This window comes from Lysinibacillus sp. FSL M8-0337 (genome assembly GCF_038593855.1).
GTDB lineage: Bacteria > Bacillota > Bacilli > Bacillales_A > Planococcaceae > Lysinibacillus > Lysinibacillus sphaericus_D.
Window position 1 is genome coordinate 3,890,786 of the sequence record NZ_CP151996.1, and the last position, 14,357, is coordinate 3,905,142.

At 38.0% G+C, this 14,357-nt stretch carries 15 protein-coding genes; 6 read left to right on the forward strand and 9 right to left on the reverse strand.

Going from position 1 to position 14,357, the window contains the following annotated elements:
- Positions 1 to 94: 94 nt before the first annotated feature.
- From MKY08_RS19015 to mutY, 3 genes are all read right to left on the reverse strand, one after another.
- Positions 95 to 646 (reverse strand): DUF402 domain-containing protein, encoded by a 552-nt coding sequence (locus MKY08_RS19015; RefSeq protein ID WP_024364550.1) that lies wholly within the window; start codon positions 644 to 646, stop codon positions 95 to 97.
- Between the two features lie 296 nt (positions 647 to 942).
- The gene (locus MKY08_RS19020; RefSeq protein ID WP_080653394.1) at positions 943 to 1,119 is read right to left on the reverse strand and encodes a gamma-type small acid-soluble spore protein; all 177 of its coding nucleotides are present in this window, start codon (positions 1,117 to 1,119) and stop codon (positions 943 to 945) included.
- Positions 1,120 to 1,199: 80 nt separating this feature from the next.
- Positions 1,200 to 2,231 (reverse strand): A/G-specific adenine glycosylase, encoded by a 1,032-nt coding sequence (gene mutY, locus MKY08_RS19025; RefSeq protein ID WP_069509474.1) that lies wholly within the window; start codon positions 2,229 to 2,231, stop codon positions 1,200 to 1,202.
- 229 nt (positions 2,232 to 2,460) lie between these two features.
- Between mutY and MKY08_RS19030 the strand changes: the two genes are divergently transcribed.
- Positions 2,461 to 3,447 carry a metal-dependent hydrolase gene (locus MKY08_RS19030; protein WP_069509477.1) on the forward strand — a complete coding sequence of 329 codons (987 nt, stop codon included), beginning with the start codon at positions 2,461 to 2,463 and terminating at the stop codon, positions 3,445 to 3,447.
- A gap of 85 nt (positions 3,448 to 3,532) precedes the next feature.
- Here MKY08_RS19030 and MKY08_RS19035 read toward each other — a convergent pair whose 3' ends face one another.
- From MKY08_RS19035 to recX, 3 genes are read right to left on the reverse strand one after another with little or no spacing between them, the layout of a single operon-like run.
- A complete protein-coding gene (locus MKY08_RS19035) occupies positions 3,533 to 3,802 on the reverse strand; it encodes a YfhJ family protein (RefSeq protein ID WP_025220610.1) in 270 nt (89 codons plus the stop codon).
- Entirely contained in the window at positions 3,803 to 4,132 is a 330-nt protein-coding gene (locus tag MKY08_RS19040; RefSeq protein WP_024364546.1) for a YfhH family protein, read from the reverse strand.
- Positions 4,129 to 4,932, reverse strand: coding sequence for a recombination regulator RecX (gene recX / locus MKY08_RS19045; RefSeq protein WP_069509479.1), 804 nt, complete (start codon positions 4,930 to 4,932; stop codon positions 4,129 to 4,131). Before recX ends, MKY08_RS19040 begins: the two co-directional genes overlap by 4 nt.
- Positions 4,933 to 5,032: 100 nt before the next feature.
- On the opposite strand from recX, the gene MKY08_RS19050 reads away from it, so the two are divergent.
- The 3 genes from MKY08_RS19050 (at position 5,033) to rlmD (ending at position 8,281) form a co-directional block, all read left to right on the forward strand.
- Positions 5,033 to 5,929: a TIGR01777 family oxidoreductase gene (locus MKY08_RS19050; protein ID WP_024364544.1), complete on the forward strand. Its 897-nt coding sequence runs from the start codon at positions 5,033 to 5,035 to the stop codon at positions 5,927 to 5,929.
- Between the two features lie 84 nt (positions 5,930 to 6,013).
- On the forward strand, positions 6,014 to 6,832 hold the full coding sequence (locus MKY08_RS19055; RefSeq protein ID WP_069509482.1) for a polysaccharide deacetylase family protein: 819 nt from the start codon (positions 6,014 to 6,016) through the stop codon (positions 6,830 to 6,832).
- 72 nt (positions 6,833 to 6,904) lie between these two features.
- Positions 6,905 to 8,281, forward strand: coding sequence for a 23S rRNA (uracil(1939)-C(5))-methyltransferase RlmD (gene rlmD, locus MKY08_RS19060; protein ID WP_081327874.1), 1,377 nt, complete (start codon positions 6,905 to 6,907; stop codon positions 8,279 to 8,281).
- Positions 8,282 to 8,894: 613 nt separating this feature from the next.
- Here rlmD and MKY08_RS19065 read toward each other — a convergent pair.
- Together MKY08_RS19065 and MKY08_RS19070 are read right to left on the reverse strand one after the other, a co-directional pair.
- Positions 8,895 to 9,233, reverse strand: a complete 339-nt coding sequence (locus tag MKY08_RS19065) for a hypothetical protein (protein WP_069509485.1) — start codon at positions 9,231 to 9,233, stop codon at positions 8,895 to 8,897.
- Between the two features lie 507 nt (positions 9,234 to 9,740).
- Positions 9,741 to 10,937 (reverse strand): MFS transporter, encoded by a 1,197-nt coding sequence (locus MKY08_RS19070; RefSeq protein WP_256093129.1) that lies wholly within the window; start codon positions 10,935 to 10,937, stop codon positions 9,741 to 9,743.
- A 350-nt stretch (positions 10,938 to 11,287) separates the two neighbouring features.
- Between MKY08_RS19070 and MKY08_RS19075 the strand changes: the two genes are divergently transcribed.
- The gene (locus tag MKY08_RS19075; protein ID WP_069509488.1) at positions 11,288 to 11,473 is read left to right on the forward strand and encodes an SE1561 family protein; all 186 of its coding nucleotides are present in this window, start codon (positions 11,288 to 11,290) and stop codon (positions 11,471 to 11,473) included.
- Between the two features lie 44 nt (positions 11,474 to 11,517).
- Here the strand turns inward: MKY08_RS19075 and MKY08_RS19080 are convergent, their stop codons facing one another.
- On the reverse strand, positions 11,518 to 12,318 hold the full coding sequence (locus MKY08_RS19080) for a YwqG family protein (protein ID WP_069509492.1): 801 nt from the start codon (positions 12,316 to 12,318) through the stop codon (positions 11,518 to 11,520).
- A gap of 222 nt (positions 12,319 to 12,540) precedes the next feature.
- On the opposite strand from MKY08_RS19080, the gene MKY08_RS19085 reads away from it, so the two are divergent.
- The gene (locus tag MKY08_RS19085; RefSeq protein WP_069509494.1) at positions 12,541 to 14,076 is read left to right on the forward strand and encodes a fumarate hydratase; all 1,536 of its coding nucleotides are present in this window, start codon (positions 12,541 to 12,543) and stop codon (positions 14,074 to 14,076) included.
- The last annotated feature ends 281 nt before the right edge of the window (positions 14,077 to 14,357 follow it).

The following is a 14,357-nucleotide window of genomic DNA, read 5'->3' on the forward strand; positions in this document are numbered from 1 at the left end:
GCGCTAACTATTTTTCGCTTTCATCGCAATCTCTCTTTATAAAATACCCTTTACATGAAAAAAAACACCCATTAGTTAAACTAATAGGTGTTAGTTACTGACAATCATCTGCTTGCATATCGAGCTGAAACTTATAACGATTCGTCCAAGCATCGATAAAATCAGGTGCAAAAGGCCCTCTTTTTTGTTGTATCCAGCTAATTAATTTTTCGACATTGCGCTTTAAAATTTTATCGATTACATCTGGGTAAGACATTTCCTGTCGATGTTGTTCATATTCATCTTCATCTAAAAGGGTATACGACATATCCGGAAAAACCTTAATATCTAAATCGTAGTCAATATATTTAATGGCATTATTATCGAAAACAAATGGTGAGCTTAGATTACAATAATAATACACACCGTCCTCACGCAGCATGCAGATGATGTTGAACCAGTGCTCCGCATGGAAATAACAAATAGAAGGCTCTCTCGTTAGCCACGTACGACCATCGGATTCTGTCACAAGTGTTCGTTCATTCGCACCGATTATAATGTTTTTCGTCCCTTTTAAAACCATTGTTTCTTGCCAAACACGGTGGATGCGGCCGTTGTGCTTATAACTATGTATTTGTATCGTTTCTCCTTCTACCGGTATTGCCATTTTTGAAGCCCACCTTTTCGTCTATGCTACCTAAATCTAGCAGTCTCTAGTATATTATAGCAATCTGTACGCGAAAGGTGTAGTTGAAAACTACAAATTTCACTGTGTCATGTTATTTATGTACAAATTTTCGTAAATTAATAGCAATTTCCATCATAACAAAAACCTTTGGAATTTTTTATCTTTCTATATAAACGTTGTCATAAGGAATAGAAAAGGGCTGCCCTTTTCATCTTTTCGATTGTTAGACAGCCCCTTAGAAGGTAAATGCAATTATGCAGTTACAAAGTGAGAGATTACTCGCTCGCGTTTTGGTTATTCTTAGCGTATTTGCCTGAAGCTTGAGCTTTATTCTGCTCAGCTTTAGCATTTTGCTTTTGCACTTCGTTGAAGTCTGTTTCATAACCAAACTCTTCACTTTGGCGTTGCATGTTTTTATTTGCTTGTTGGTTGTTGTTTTGATTTTTCTTCATCAGTCATTCACCTCCACGCTAATTATTGTGTACAGAGGTGATTACTTTTATGCTCCTAATTTTTTTAATTTTCATTTCCACTATTTAATCGCTTGCCATATCTTCAGCATAGGTACAGGCATTGGTAATAATTCTATTTGCTCACGTGTCAGCCATTCACCCTTCTCACCTGTTTTACTCTTCATATAATAAGCATTCACATGCCAAGTTAAATGAGAGAAGATATGCTTAAATGTTAAAATTTGCTGGTGTGCTTGGACATTTAAATCATGATGGTGAGCAAATTTTATCAATGAATCATCTTCTTGTTCCACCATTGGAAACTGCCACATATTCGCGAGTAATCCTTCTTCCGGACGCTGCTCCATCAATATCCGTCCATCTTCATCCTCACAAACATAGACATCGTATGAGATATGCTTCATCTTTACTTTTTTAGATTTAATAGGCAGATTTTCGGGTTCACCCTCGTTAAAAGCTGTACAGTATTCTCGGACGGGACATAATAAACACTTTGGTGAAGTTGGGGAACAAATAAGTGCCCCAAGTTCCATTAAGCCTTGGTTAAAAGAAGATGCATTTTCAGGATCAATTAGTTCTGCAACAGCCGCTTCAAAAATTTTCTTTGTTTTTGGAAGTGCAATATCATCATGGATATTAAGGACACGACTTAAAACACGCATAACATTACCATCAACTGCATGCTCGGGCTTATTATAGGCAATACTTAATATAGCGCCTGCAGTATAGGGACCGATTCCTTTTAGTTTTGAAATTTCATGCCGATTATCAGGTACAATTCCCCCGTAACTTTCTAAAACCTCACGCACACCTGCTTGCAAATTCCGTGCTCGTGAGTAATAACCGAGGCCTTCCCAATGCTTTAATAAATATTCCTGTGGTGCCTCTGCTAATAATTCTAGCGTTGGAAAGCTTTCCATAAAGCGATTATAATAAGGAATTACTGTGTCAACTCGTGTTTGCTGTAGCATAACCTCAGAAACCCAAATTTTATAAGGGTCCTTTGTATGTCTCCATGGTAAATCTCGTTTTTCTTTTTCGAACCATTCGACTAAAGATTGTCGAAATTCTGTTACATATGGATAATTCACAGTGACCTCCCGTGTTTTTACGATTTAATTTATGATAAAAAGGGTATACAATTAAGAAAAGCTAATTCGCATAATATGACAAAAACGTATTTTTAATACGGTATCATTTACCGTATTATGTGAATGAATACTTAGCGATAGAAAGGTAAACTGTATAAAGCAATACCAATATTGAAATATACATGTATGCATTGTACGCCTTTTTCACGCATGCTAGGAGTGGATAATTTTGGATTCAGGTACACATTTCGTTATGGGCATAGCACTCGGAGGTCTCGCTTTAGCTGACCCAGTAGTTGCAAATCATTCAATGACCTTTACCGCCGTCATGGCTGGTACCATTATCGGCTCACAAGCACCTGATGTTGATACGGTCTTAAAGCTTCGCAATAATGCGATTTACATTCGACATCATCGCGGTATCACCCATTCAATTCCAGCTGTAGCCATCTGGCCAATTTTAATTACAATAGTGCTATCACTAATTATTCAAGACGCGAATGTGTTGCATTTATGGCTTTGGACATTTCTTGCAGTAGCCATTCACGTTTTCGTTGATATTTTTAATGCATATGGAACACAAGCCATTCGTCCATTCTCTAGAAAATGGGTTGCACTTGGTGTTATTAATACATTCGATCCGATAATATTCACTCTCCATTGCCTCGGTATATTACTATGGGCATTTGGGGCAAATCCAGTTTGGACATTTAGTGTCATGTATGGCATTATTATCGTCTATTATATTTTACGATTTGCTGTGCAAAAAGCGGTTAAAAAAGCCGTTCATAATACCATACAGGATGAAGATTATGTTATTGTAGCTCCTACAATGCGATTTTTTCACTGGCGCATCGCTGCAAAATCTAAAACGCATTACTATGTTGGTCGTGCGTATGGGCGAACAGTTAATATTTACGATAAATTTGAAATCAAACCATTACCGAAAACACCGACTGTTGAAGCTGCTATGAAAGACCCGAATCTCGATGCCTTTGTGTCATTCTCGCCATTATATCGATGGGAAATTTCAGAGCTTGAAAACGGCTTAACAGAAGTAAGGTTAATTGATCTTCGTTACCGTAGTGACAATCGCTATCCTTTCGTTGCAGTCGCTCATTTAAACGATGCCAATGAAATCATTACCTCTTACACTGGTTGGATTTTCACCGAAGATAAACTTCAGAAGAAATTACAAATTGGCGCTAGCAATTAAAGAGTCTACACAAAGCTAATAAAGCCGGGGTATCCTACTAAGGAACACCGGCTTTATTGCTTTTTTAACCTATTCCGTTTTCGATTTATTGTACGATATCGTCACTTGTATCCAGTAAATGAGCGTATTTAGGATTGCGCCCTGCAAATAGATGGAGCTTATCACCATAGCTGCCGATTAATTGGCGCACTAACGTTTCAGTATAGTCAGCCCCTCGGTAATTGTAGCCCGCTTTGGCAGACGAGGATTCAAAATCACTCCAAAGAAGCTCCACCCAAACTCGCGCACGACCTACAGACATTTCAGGGTTTTTTGCCAGTAATTCTGTTGTTAGTTTGTCAATTTTTTCTTGCATTTACTTGCCCACCTTTATTGGTGATAATATAGAAACGGGTAAGGCTTCCTGATATTTATCGCCGCCAAGACGATGCCCCCAAGCAAATCGTCCTTTTAAATAATCCACTTGAAAAAAGTTATTGTCAGAGCCGTCAATGCGGTACATTTCCCCTGGAACAATCGTATCTAAATCGACTAAATAAGCTGCTGCCATTAAAGCTTTACGTTCGTAAACTGCAAATTCATTGAGTATGCCTAGTTGTTCCGCTTTGCGAGCCTTTTCTTTAAGCTTAGCTACTTCTTCACGTAATTCATGTTCTGTCATTGCAGCATAGTTTTTGTCATTCATTCTTCATTCTCCTTCTCTTCAATAAAACGATCTATAATTTCTACAGGAAATCCCTTTTGATAAAGCGCCTGCTTCGTTTTCATTTTTAATTCATAACCAGTATACTTCGCGGCATATTTTTTCCAAACTTTTTCGCCTTGCACATCAAGCAATGCCTGCCATTCATCTTCTGCTTGTTCGATTTCTATCTGTCCAAGTACTTCATCTACAATAGTAAATGAATACCCTTTTCGCATTAAAAAATCTTGAATTTTGGCCTTTATTTGCGATGGTGTTTTCTTTTTTTCAGAACGAATTACTTTTTCAGCAAGCTGTGTGGCAAGCTTAACTTGTTCCTCATGGCTAAATGTTTCCAGTACTTCATCTTGCAAACTTTTATCGATTCCCTTTTTCATAAGATCTTGTCGAATAGCTCGCGGGCCTTTTTTCATGGTAGCTTTTTTGGTATTTAGCAATGCTTTTGAATAAGATTCATCATTTAAAAAGCCATATGATTTTAACTTTTGGATAGCTTCTAATATGACTGCTTCGCCGAACTCTAGTGAGCTTAACTTTTTCTTCACCTCATGCTCACTTCGCATTTGATAGGATAAATAATTCAGCCCTTTATTAAACGCCTTACGAATTTCATCTTCATAGGCAATTTCCTGAATATCAAATTCTTCGAGTACCTTCCCTTTTGTCAAACCAAATTGTATGAGAATTGCCTCATCTACTGGGAAAGCGTATTCCTCGTTCAAATATATATTATAACGTTCTGGATTGTTTTTTTGACGTGCAATTTTTGTAATAACACGCATATGAAACCACTCCTTTGCCTAAACATTATAACATCTTTTTCTTTTTTTCTATCTTTGTGTATAGTTGAGTTACATCTATTTGGAAAAAGGAGGGGTTCTTATGAAAATCGTTATTGCGGGCGGTACTGGTTTTGTTGGGAAAGCGCTAACCAAATTGTTACAAGAGCAAGGCCATGAACTATTTGTCTTGTCACGCAGCAATTCTAAATACGAAAATGGCATTCATTATGTCCAATGGCTACAAGATGGCGCACGACCAGAAAAAGAATTAGACAATATTGATGCATTCGTTAATTTGGCTGGTGTATCACTAAATGACGGCCGTTGGACAAAAAAACAAAAGAAGGCGATTTATACGAGTCGGATGGATGCTACATTAGAAATCGTTCGGATTATAGAGGAACTAGATAAAACGCCTGAAGTACTTGTAAATGCCAGTGCAGTTGGCATTTATCCACCTTCCATAGCGACAACCTATAGTGAAAATTTTAAGGATTATGCAACTGATTTTTTAGGATGGACCGTTCATGATTGGGAACGCCATGCTTTGCGAGCTGAAAAACTAGGCGTTCGTGTAGCACTCGCACGCTTTGGCGTTATTTTAGGTCGTGACAATGGCGCGTTGCCTTCCATGCTATTGCCTTATAAATTGCATATAGGCGGAACGATTGGTTCGGGTGAGCAATGGCTATCATGGGTCCATATCGAGGATGTGGCACGTGCCCTTTATTTTGCGATTACAAATGCGTCCATCAGCGGACCATTTAATGTCACAGCTCCTTATGCTACACGCATGAAGGAATTCGGACAAACTATCGCACAGGTAATGAATCGCCGTCATTGGTTGCCAGTCCCGAGTTTTGCCATGCGTTTAGCTCTTGGCGAACAAAGTATGCTTGTCTTAGAAGGCCAGCATGTATTACCAACAGTTTTACAAGCGCACAACTTCGAATTTCAATTCCCACATTTACAAGAAGCACTTGAAAATTTATTATAAAATCCGTGTGCAAAGTGCGACTTGAAGTAGGATAAATTTTAAAAAGTAACGCATCCTAAACGAAAAGGAAAGGATGCGTTTTTTATGTGGAAACAACATATTGTAGGTGCGGTAATTGCTACATTTATTATTGCCGCAGCAATTAGCTTTAATCCATACTTTGCTTCAGGCTCAGATGAATATCATTGGGGCATTAAAAAAGCACAGAATGGCGAACCAGCACAAGCAGGAGCACAACTTGACAAGCTACTCGACCAATATGGAGCAATTTATAAAGGAAAACCCGATAAAAAAGTTGTTTACTTAACATTCGATAATGGATACGAAAATGGCTTTACTGAAAGTATATTGGATACGTTAGAAAAAGAAAAAGCGCCAGCAACTTTCTTCTTAACCGGTCATTATTTAGAAAGTGCTAGTGACCTTGTTAAACGTATGGTACAAGATGGTCATACTATCGGCAACCATTCCTATGGTCATCCCAATATGGCTAGGTTAACGAGAGATGGTATGCGTGCAGAATGGCGTAAATTTGATGGGAAATTACGTGAATTAACCGGCATTGACCGTACAACATATGCCCGCCCACCAGAAGGCATTTTTAATGCGAAGTTGTTGGAAGTCGGCAATGCTGAAGGCTACCGTCATATTTTCTGGTCTGTCGCTTTTAAAGATTGGCTAAAGGATGAACGCCGTGGAGCAGATTATGCGTATAATTCGTTAATGGAGCAACTTCACCCTGGTGCTGTCATTTTAATGCATACAGTAGCGCAAGATAATGCAGAAGCACTTCCTTTATTTATTGCTGAAGCGAAAAAGCAGGGCTATACATTTTTATCGCTCGATGATTTAGTATTGGAGTATGAAGATTTCCCTGTCACTATGCAATCGTCCACTCCTTAGTTATAATGGGGAGATGATATCAGCATGTTATCAGTAACTACGTGCTGTACAAAGTTAAAGGACGTGGATCGCTTGACGCAACAAACAACGATGGAAGTGGGACAAAAATTCCCATTAACGATAAAGAGACTTGGTATTAATGGCGAAGGAGTGGGCTTTTACAAACGCAACGTTGTCTTCGTAAAAGGCGCAATTCCAGGAGAAGAAATTACTGCTCAAGTTACAAAAACACAACAAAATTTCGCAGAGGCTGAAATCCTGGCGATTCGCAAAGCATCACCGCATCGTCAGGAAGCACCTTGCCCTGTTTACAATGAATGCGGCGGTTGTCAGCTTCAACATATGACATACGAAAAACAACTTCTTGAAAAACGTGATATCGTGATGCAAGCTTTAGAACGCTATGCTAAGCCATTAGCTGCATCTGTAGAAGTTCGCCATACACTGGGTATGGATAACCCATGGCATTATCGCAACAAAAGCCAGTTCCAAGTTCGTAAAGAAGGTAAACGTGTTTATGCAGGTCTTTTTACTGAAGGCAGCAACAAGCTACTGAATATTAACGATTGTCTTGTACAACATCCAATCACATCGAAAATTACAGTGGCAACACGTAAAATCTTACAAAAACTAAATATTACGATTTACGATGGTCGTACGCTCGATGGTTTAGTGCGTACGATTGTTGTCCGTACAGGGATTCGTACAGGTGAAACGCAAGTCGTGCTTGTAACGACACGCAAAGAAATTCCCCACCTTGCTGAGCTTATAACACGCATTAAAAAAATCGACCCAAGTATTGTGTCGATTGCACAAAATATTAATCGTGAAAAAACTTCTCTAATTTTCGGTGATGAAACGATTGTGCTGGACGGCAAGGAAACAATTCATGAGGAGCTTGGGGAATTAGCCTTCGACCTTTCTGCTCGTGCATTCTTCCAATTGAATCCAACACAAACCGTACATTTATACAATGAAATTAAAAAAGCAGCTGCATTAACAGGTAAAGAAACGGTTGTTGATGCTTACTGTGGTGTGGGAACAATTGGTTTATGGTTAGCTGATCAAGCGAAAGAAGTTCGCGGTATGGATGTTATCCCAGAGAGCATTCAAGATGCTCGAACAAACGCGCGCAAGCATGGTTTTAAACATACGAAATACGCGGTGGGCACTGCCGAAAGTGTCTTAGCGAAATGGCGCAAAGAAGGCTTTACGCCGGATGTCATTACAGTCGATCCGCCGCGCACAGGCCTTGCTCCAGAATTTATTCGCACTGTTCTAAAACTAAAGCCAAAACGTTTTGTCTATACTTCTTGTAACCCCTCTACACTGGCTAAAGATTTACAGGAATTATCAAAACTTTATGATGTGGAATATATTCAGCCCGTTGACATGTTCGCACAAACTGCTCAAGTTGAGTGCGTTGCAAAGCTTGTGTTAAGAAAATAAACCAGTTAGAGCATCTCTAAGTTTTTTGAGATGCTCTTTTAGTTTAAATAAGAAAAAGGGCTTCTTTCGCAGAATTCAGGTCTCCCACCAGAGAATCAACTCTCCTTTCCCGATACCAAAAATGATTTCACTCCTTAAAACTATATAACAACTTCAGAAGGTAGGTGTAGACTGCCTCTTGTATAGATAATCTCTCCTCTAGGTTCCTAATTCTCTCCAAAAATCAACGCTGAAAAAAAACTAATCATTATGCAGTTTTCATAGATTGGCGTATTTTTTTACTCTCAACTATGTAATAGAGTATTTTTTTACTCTCAACTATGTAATAGAGTATTTTTTGACCTCAAGCATTAAAACTTCATATAACATTTCTTGCATTTTATTTTTCAATAAGTCAAAATATTTACAAACAAAAAAGGGAGGGTACATTAAACCATTCCTAGATAGAAAAATAGGATCTTATAATATCGCACATTATAAAAATAAAGCCTCATTTATGGCAGATTATGTAGTAAAGGAGCTCTAAAAGCTAAATGGACTGAATCTGAAATAGTTACACTTTTTAAGTGTCTTCTCTTCAGGATTCACTTCAAACAGTTTTTAGAGTTTCTTTTTATTTTAACAAGGTAAAAAAACCACTATCTTTTAAAGCATAATGCTCAGTCTCTTTATTACATTCAAAAGAATATGCAATAGAATTTTCATGATCAAACTCTAAATAAAATTTTAAGCTCTCAAAATTACACAATATATTGCTAAAGGTTTCAACACTTCCAAAATCTTTATTTTGTTTATATATTTCTATGGATTTTTCTAACGATTCTCTTAATATAGCCCTAGCTGCTTCTGTAAGTTCTTCTTTTTTTAAAGATTTAATCGTCCTTTGAGAATCATCTAATAAATCCATTATCTCACTGGCACTTAAAAGGTCTGAGTTACGCATAATTTTCAAGGAATATCCTCCTTATTCTTAATTAAATCTTTTAACCATAATATCACCAATTACTAGTTAATTCTTGTTACTATTATATTTCACACTCGCTTTCGCAAAATCACTTCCTGCATCTGCGGGTATTCACTCTGCTTTCGCGGGTATTTCGCTCCATTCCGCGGGTATTCACTCTGCTTTCGCGGATATTCCCTCTCACTCCGCGGGTATTCACTCTAATTTCGCGGGTACTCCACCCCATTCCGCGGGTATCACTATTTATCAAATGGATTCCCCCCACCACGCGGGAATTCCATTTAATTCCTTATATATCTATCAACTATCTAATTGCTTTTATAATAGCTTATCTGTATAATATATTGTTAGGTGCCAAACCTACGTGGCATGGACGGAACATCCGTGTCACACCGAAAAACGCCATTACAGCACGGATTTGCTGGGCGTTTTTTGTTTTATGAGCGGGAGATGAGCCCCGCTCTTTTATTTTTGCATATAAAAGCGACCATGACGTTAAACCGTCACTGGTCGCTTTTTTTTATGTTTCCCGAATATCATTAAAACGATTGCCACAGTTAGTAAGAGCAACGCCACAAGTAAAAGGAAGCTATAATTTTTTACAAACTCTAAATAAACCCCGCCTAAAAACGGTCCTGTTAAACTACCGATGCTTAAGGCAATTCCACAAAGTAAGTTGCCAGTCGGTAATAGTTCTTTCGGCGTTAAATCCGCCATGTATGTAATTCCAAGAGAAAACATCGAACCAACCAATGTACCTGCAAAGAAAAATACGATTGCTACCGCTAATGGTGAATGCTCTAAAAAACTGGCCACACTAAAAAGGATAGCTCCTCCAAATGCTCCAGTCATCAAGATATTTCGCCGTCCAATTTTATCGCCCAGTGCGCCAAGAGGAACTTGCGTTAAAATACCTCCAAAGGTAAAGACCGATAAAATAATGGGAATCATATCCACATCAAAACCTTTACGCAAGGCGTATACTGGAAATAAAGCATTTAACGACGATTCTAAAAAACCGTAAACAAAAGGGCCTAAAAATGCAATCCACCCAAATACAATAGCCACCTTATAGCGATTCCATCCTCTTGCATTCATATCACCGGTTAGACGCTCTGGCTTCTCGTTGCGTAATAAAAATACAAATGACCATGCAAATAAGCACATAATCGACGACACAATAAACGGCAATGGTTCAGCAATTTGTATAAGCTTTACCATCAATGGCCCTACCGCAAAACCTGTGCTAAAAGACAACCCATAAATAGCCATGCCTTTCCCTAAACTTTTATGATCAGCTGTGCTTGTAATCCATGTTTGAGTTGCATAATGTAGCGCATGATCGCCTACACCGATCAGCAAACGCAACACGAACCAAAATGTAACACTTTTCCATAAAGGAAATACAAGGAGTGAGACAAATACAAGTGCACCACCTATTAAAATAATTGGTTTGTAGCCCCATCTTCGTAAAGGTTGTTCGATAAACGGTGAGATTAATAAAGTTCCTATGTATAGACCTGTCGCATTTAAACCATTTAATGCAGAGGATACACCGTCACGTTCAAAAATAATAGAAATAAGTGGCAGTAGCATTCCTTGTGAAAACCCTGATATAGATACAATTAACACTAGGATTGCAAACCTTTTTTTGCTGTAATCTGAGAAGTAAGTCATTTTTTCCTCCAACATCAAGTCATCTTCCACATAACAGCATACCAAAAAGCCTTAGCGCTCACCACATGTGATTTTACGCTAAGGCTTAACTAACACTTATCTCCATTCAATTGTATAAACACGAATTTCGGCTTTTTATTTGCCGATTACTTGTTTAAACTCCCTCCTTTTCGAGTTAGAGTTCACCGTTTAGTACCATCAGCTCCTTTACTATTTCTTAAAACAACTTTAACATACAACATCAATATTGTAAATATTCTGTCTATTAATTTTTCAAAATAATCTCTAAGTCCTAGGTGTTTACCTAGGCATTGAAATTTAGTCCTAAATCAGCTACGATGTAAGGGACGAAATGAGGTGTATGTATGTCAAAGCCAATCACTGATAAAGAGCAACAAGTAACTTACTTAAAAGAACGTCTTGAAATGTTTTTAGAAGTATTAGATGCCATCGACCCAGAAACGACTGAATTACAGGATATTGATCGTCTAATTGAAATGATGGATGATTTAGAAGAGAAAATGGAGCAATTCAACGCTCGTGAACAATAATGACACGCAAAAGCAAGCGAGCAAATAATTTGCCCGCTTGCTTTTTAATGACAATCCCAATTATAAACAACCTGACTAAAATCTTTATTTTTAAGCTCTTCTTCTGTAATAAAGAAATTGCCAACACCGCAATCTCCCCACAATATATGATCTCCTTCACTATCTATTTGCAATAACAACGTTGTAGAATCGTTATAATCGCCATAAGCTCTAGGATCATCCTGTGTAAAGAATGGATATCCCCCCATTTTATGCCCTGCGCCAGATAATACATCATACAATACATCTGCTAATTCTTCGTCTTCTTCAATAGCCGCTAAGAGACTTGCGTACTTTTCATCGCTTCGAAAATCACCCATTGATAAAGGTTCAAATTTTGCTTTAAAGCTTAATGCCAGTTCTTTCTCTACAGGAAAATACATTTCTTCATCCTCATTTTCGATAAATGAGAAGTCTTGCACAAGTTGCGATTCATCATCAATGATTGTATCGTGGAAAATAACGCGAAAACCCGCTTGATTTTTCCCATTATCGAAATCCATCCCTAAGACATCATCATAACCGTCAATATAAAATTGCAATATCCCCTGCTCTGGGAAATGAGGCACGTGCTTAGGAACATCCGCAAAATTAATTTGTGCTAAAAGCTTTAATGGTTGTTGTTCCTCGTTTTTAGGATATTCCATAGTCAGTGGAAAATATGGATTCCCTGCTAATTTACTTGCAAATAAAGTCGTTTCCTTTTCATGCGCTTCCATTACAACAACAGGACTCATGGTTCCTTCTATTATATTTCGATATGATTCAACTTCCTTTGGTAACTTTAACGAAATTGTTTCTGACATGAAATATCCTCCTTGAATTAAAGTTAATTCCATTATAGAACAAACGTTCCCGATAAGCAATTACTCTCTTTGAACATTTAATGGCAAATTACGAAACATTAGAATTCTATAAAGTTATTCGCTAATTCCTACCACAATTACATGCACTCTTTTTTTCATTAGTGGAAAAGAGTATAATGGTTCGTGGAAATAATTAAATTTTCTATGGGGGGCAATACCAAAATGAATCTTCAAACTTTGGAGAAAAGTCTATACGATTTAATTACAGAAACGTCAACAAACTTACCAAAAGATGTACGTCGTGCCATTAAAAAAGCGAAAGAAGCTGAAAATGCAGGCACTCGTGCAGCAATGAGTTTAGAAACAATCTCTAATAATATTATTATGGCAGAAGACAATGTATCACCAATCTGTCAAGATACTGGTCTACCAACATTTAAAATCTACACTCCTGTAGGTGTAAACCAATTAGAGATTAAAGAAGCAATCAAAAAAGCAATTAACGATACAACAGCCGATGCAAAATTACGTCCAAATGCTGTTGATTCTTTAACTGGTGCAAACAGTGGCAACAACCTTGGTGATGGACTACCAGTTATGAAATTCGAGCAATGGGAAAAAGACTATATTACGATTAAATTAATTCTTAAAGGTGGCGGCTGTGAAAATAAAAACATCCAATACAGCTTACCATGTGAGTTAGAAGGTCTTGGTCGTGCTGGTCGTGACTTAGACGGTATCCGTAAATGTATTCTACACTCTGTTTACCAAGCACAAGGTCAAGGCTGTTCTGCAGGCTTCATCGGCGTAGGTATCGGTGGCGACCGCTCTTCTGGCTATGATTTAGCAAAAGAGCAATTATTCCGTCATGTGGAAGATACGAATGCAAATCCTGATCTTGCAAAATTAGAAGAATATGTTGTAAAAACTGCCAACACTTTCGGTATTGGTACAATGGGCTTCGGTGGTGAAGCAACTTTACTTGGTTGTAAAATTGGCGTTATGCACCGTATTCCTGCATCATTCTACGTATCAGTAGCCTATAACTGCTGGGCATACCGTCGTATGGCAGTTGATATTAATCCAGAAACTGGCGAAATCATTAACTGGCACTATCAAGAAGGCGAAAAAATTACATTTAAAGATGAAGTTGCTGCAACAGCAGAAGAGACTTCTACAAATGTTGTAGAACTAACTGCACCGATTACAGAAGAACAAATTCGTTCACTTAAAGTAGGTGACGTTGTGTCTATTACTGGTCGTATGTACACTGGTCGCGATGCAATTCACCATCACTTAATGAGTCACGATGCACCAGTTGATCTGAACGGACAAGTTATTTATCACTGTGGTCCTGTAATGGCTAAAGATGAAGAAGGTAACTGGACAGTGAAAGCTGCTGGTCCAACTACTTCTATCCGTGAGGAGCCATACCAAGGAGATATCATGAAAAAATTTGGTATCCGTGCTGTAATTGGTAAAGGCGGTATGGGTCCAAAAACACTTGCCGCTTTAGGTGAACACGGTGGGGTTTACTTAAATGCAATCGGTGGTGCCGCTCAATACTACGCAGACTGCATTAAAGGTGTAGATGGTGTAGACTTAATGGAATTCGGTATTCCAGAAGCTATGTGGCATTTAAACGTTGAAGGGTTCACAGCCGTTGTAACAATGGACTCTCACGGTAACTCGCTTCACGCTGATGTAGATAAATCTTCTCTAGAGAAACTTGCGCTACATGCAGAAAGAGTCTTCTAAGCTAATAGCACATTTTTAACGAAAAGATTTACCTGTAACGAACACAAAATATAGAGGCACAGAATATTCCTAGTGAATATACTGTGTCTTTTTTTGCGCTAGATAAACCCCTATTTTTTCTTGAACAAGCTCACTATTTTATCAGTATATTGATTTGTAACTCCCCTAAACCAAATATTTCAAAGGACTTTTTATTCTAATTTAAATTTATTCCTTTCTTTTTCCAAACAGCTTTGTTATAATAATTCTAAATTAAGAAGGACTTGATTGAAAGTGGTTAT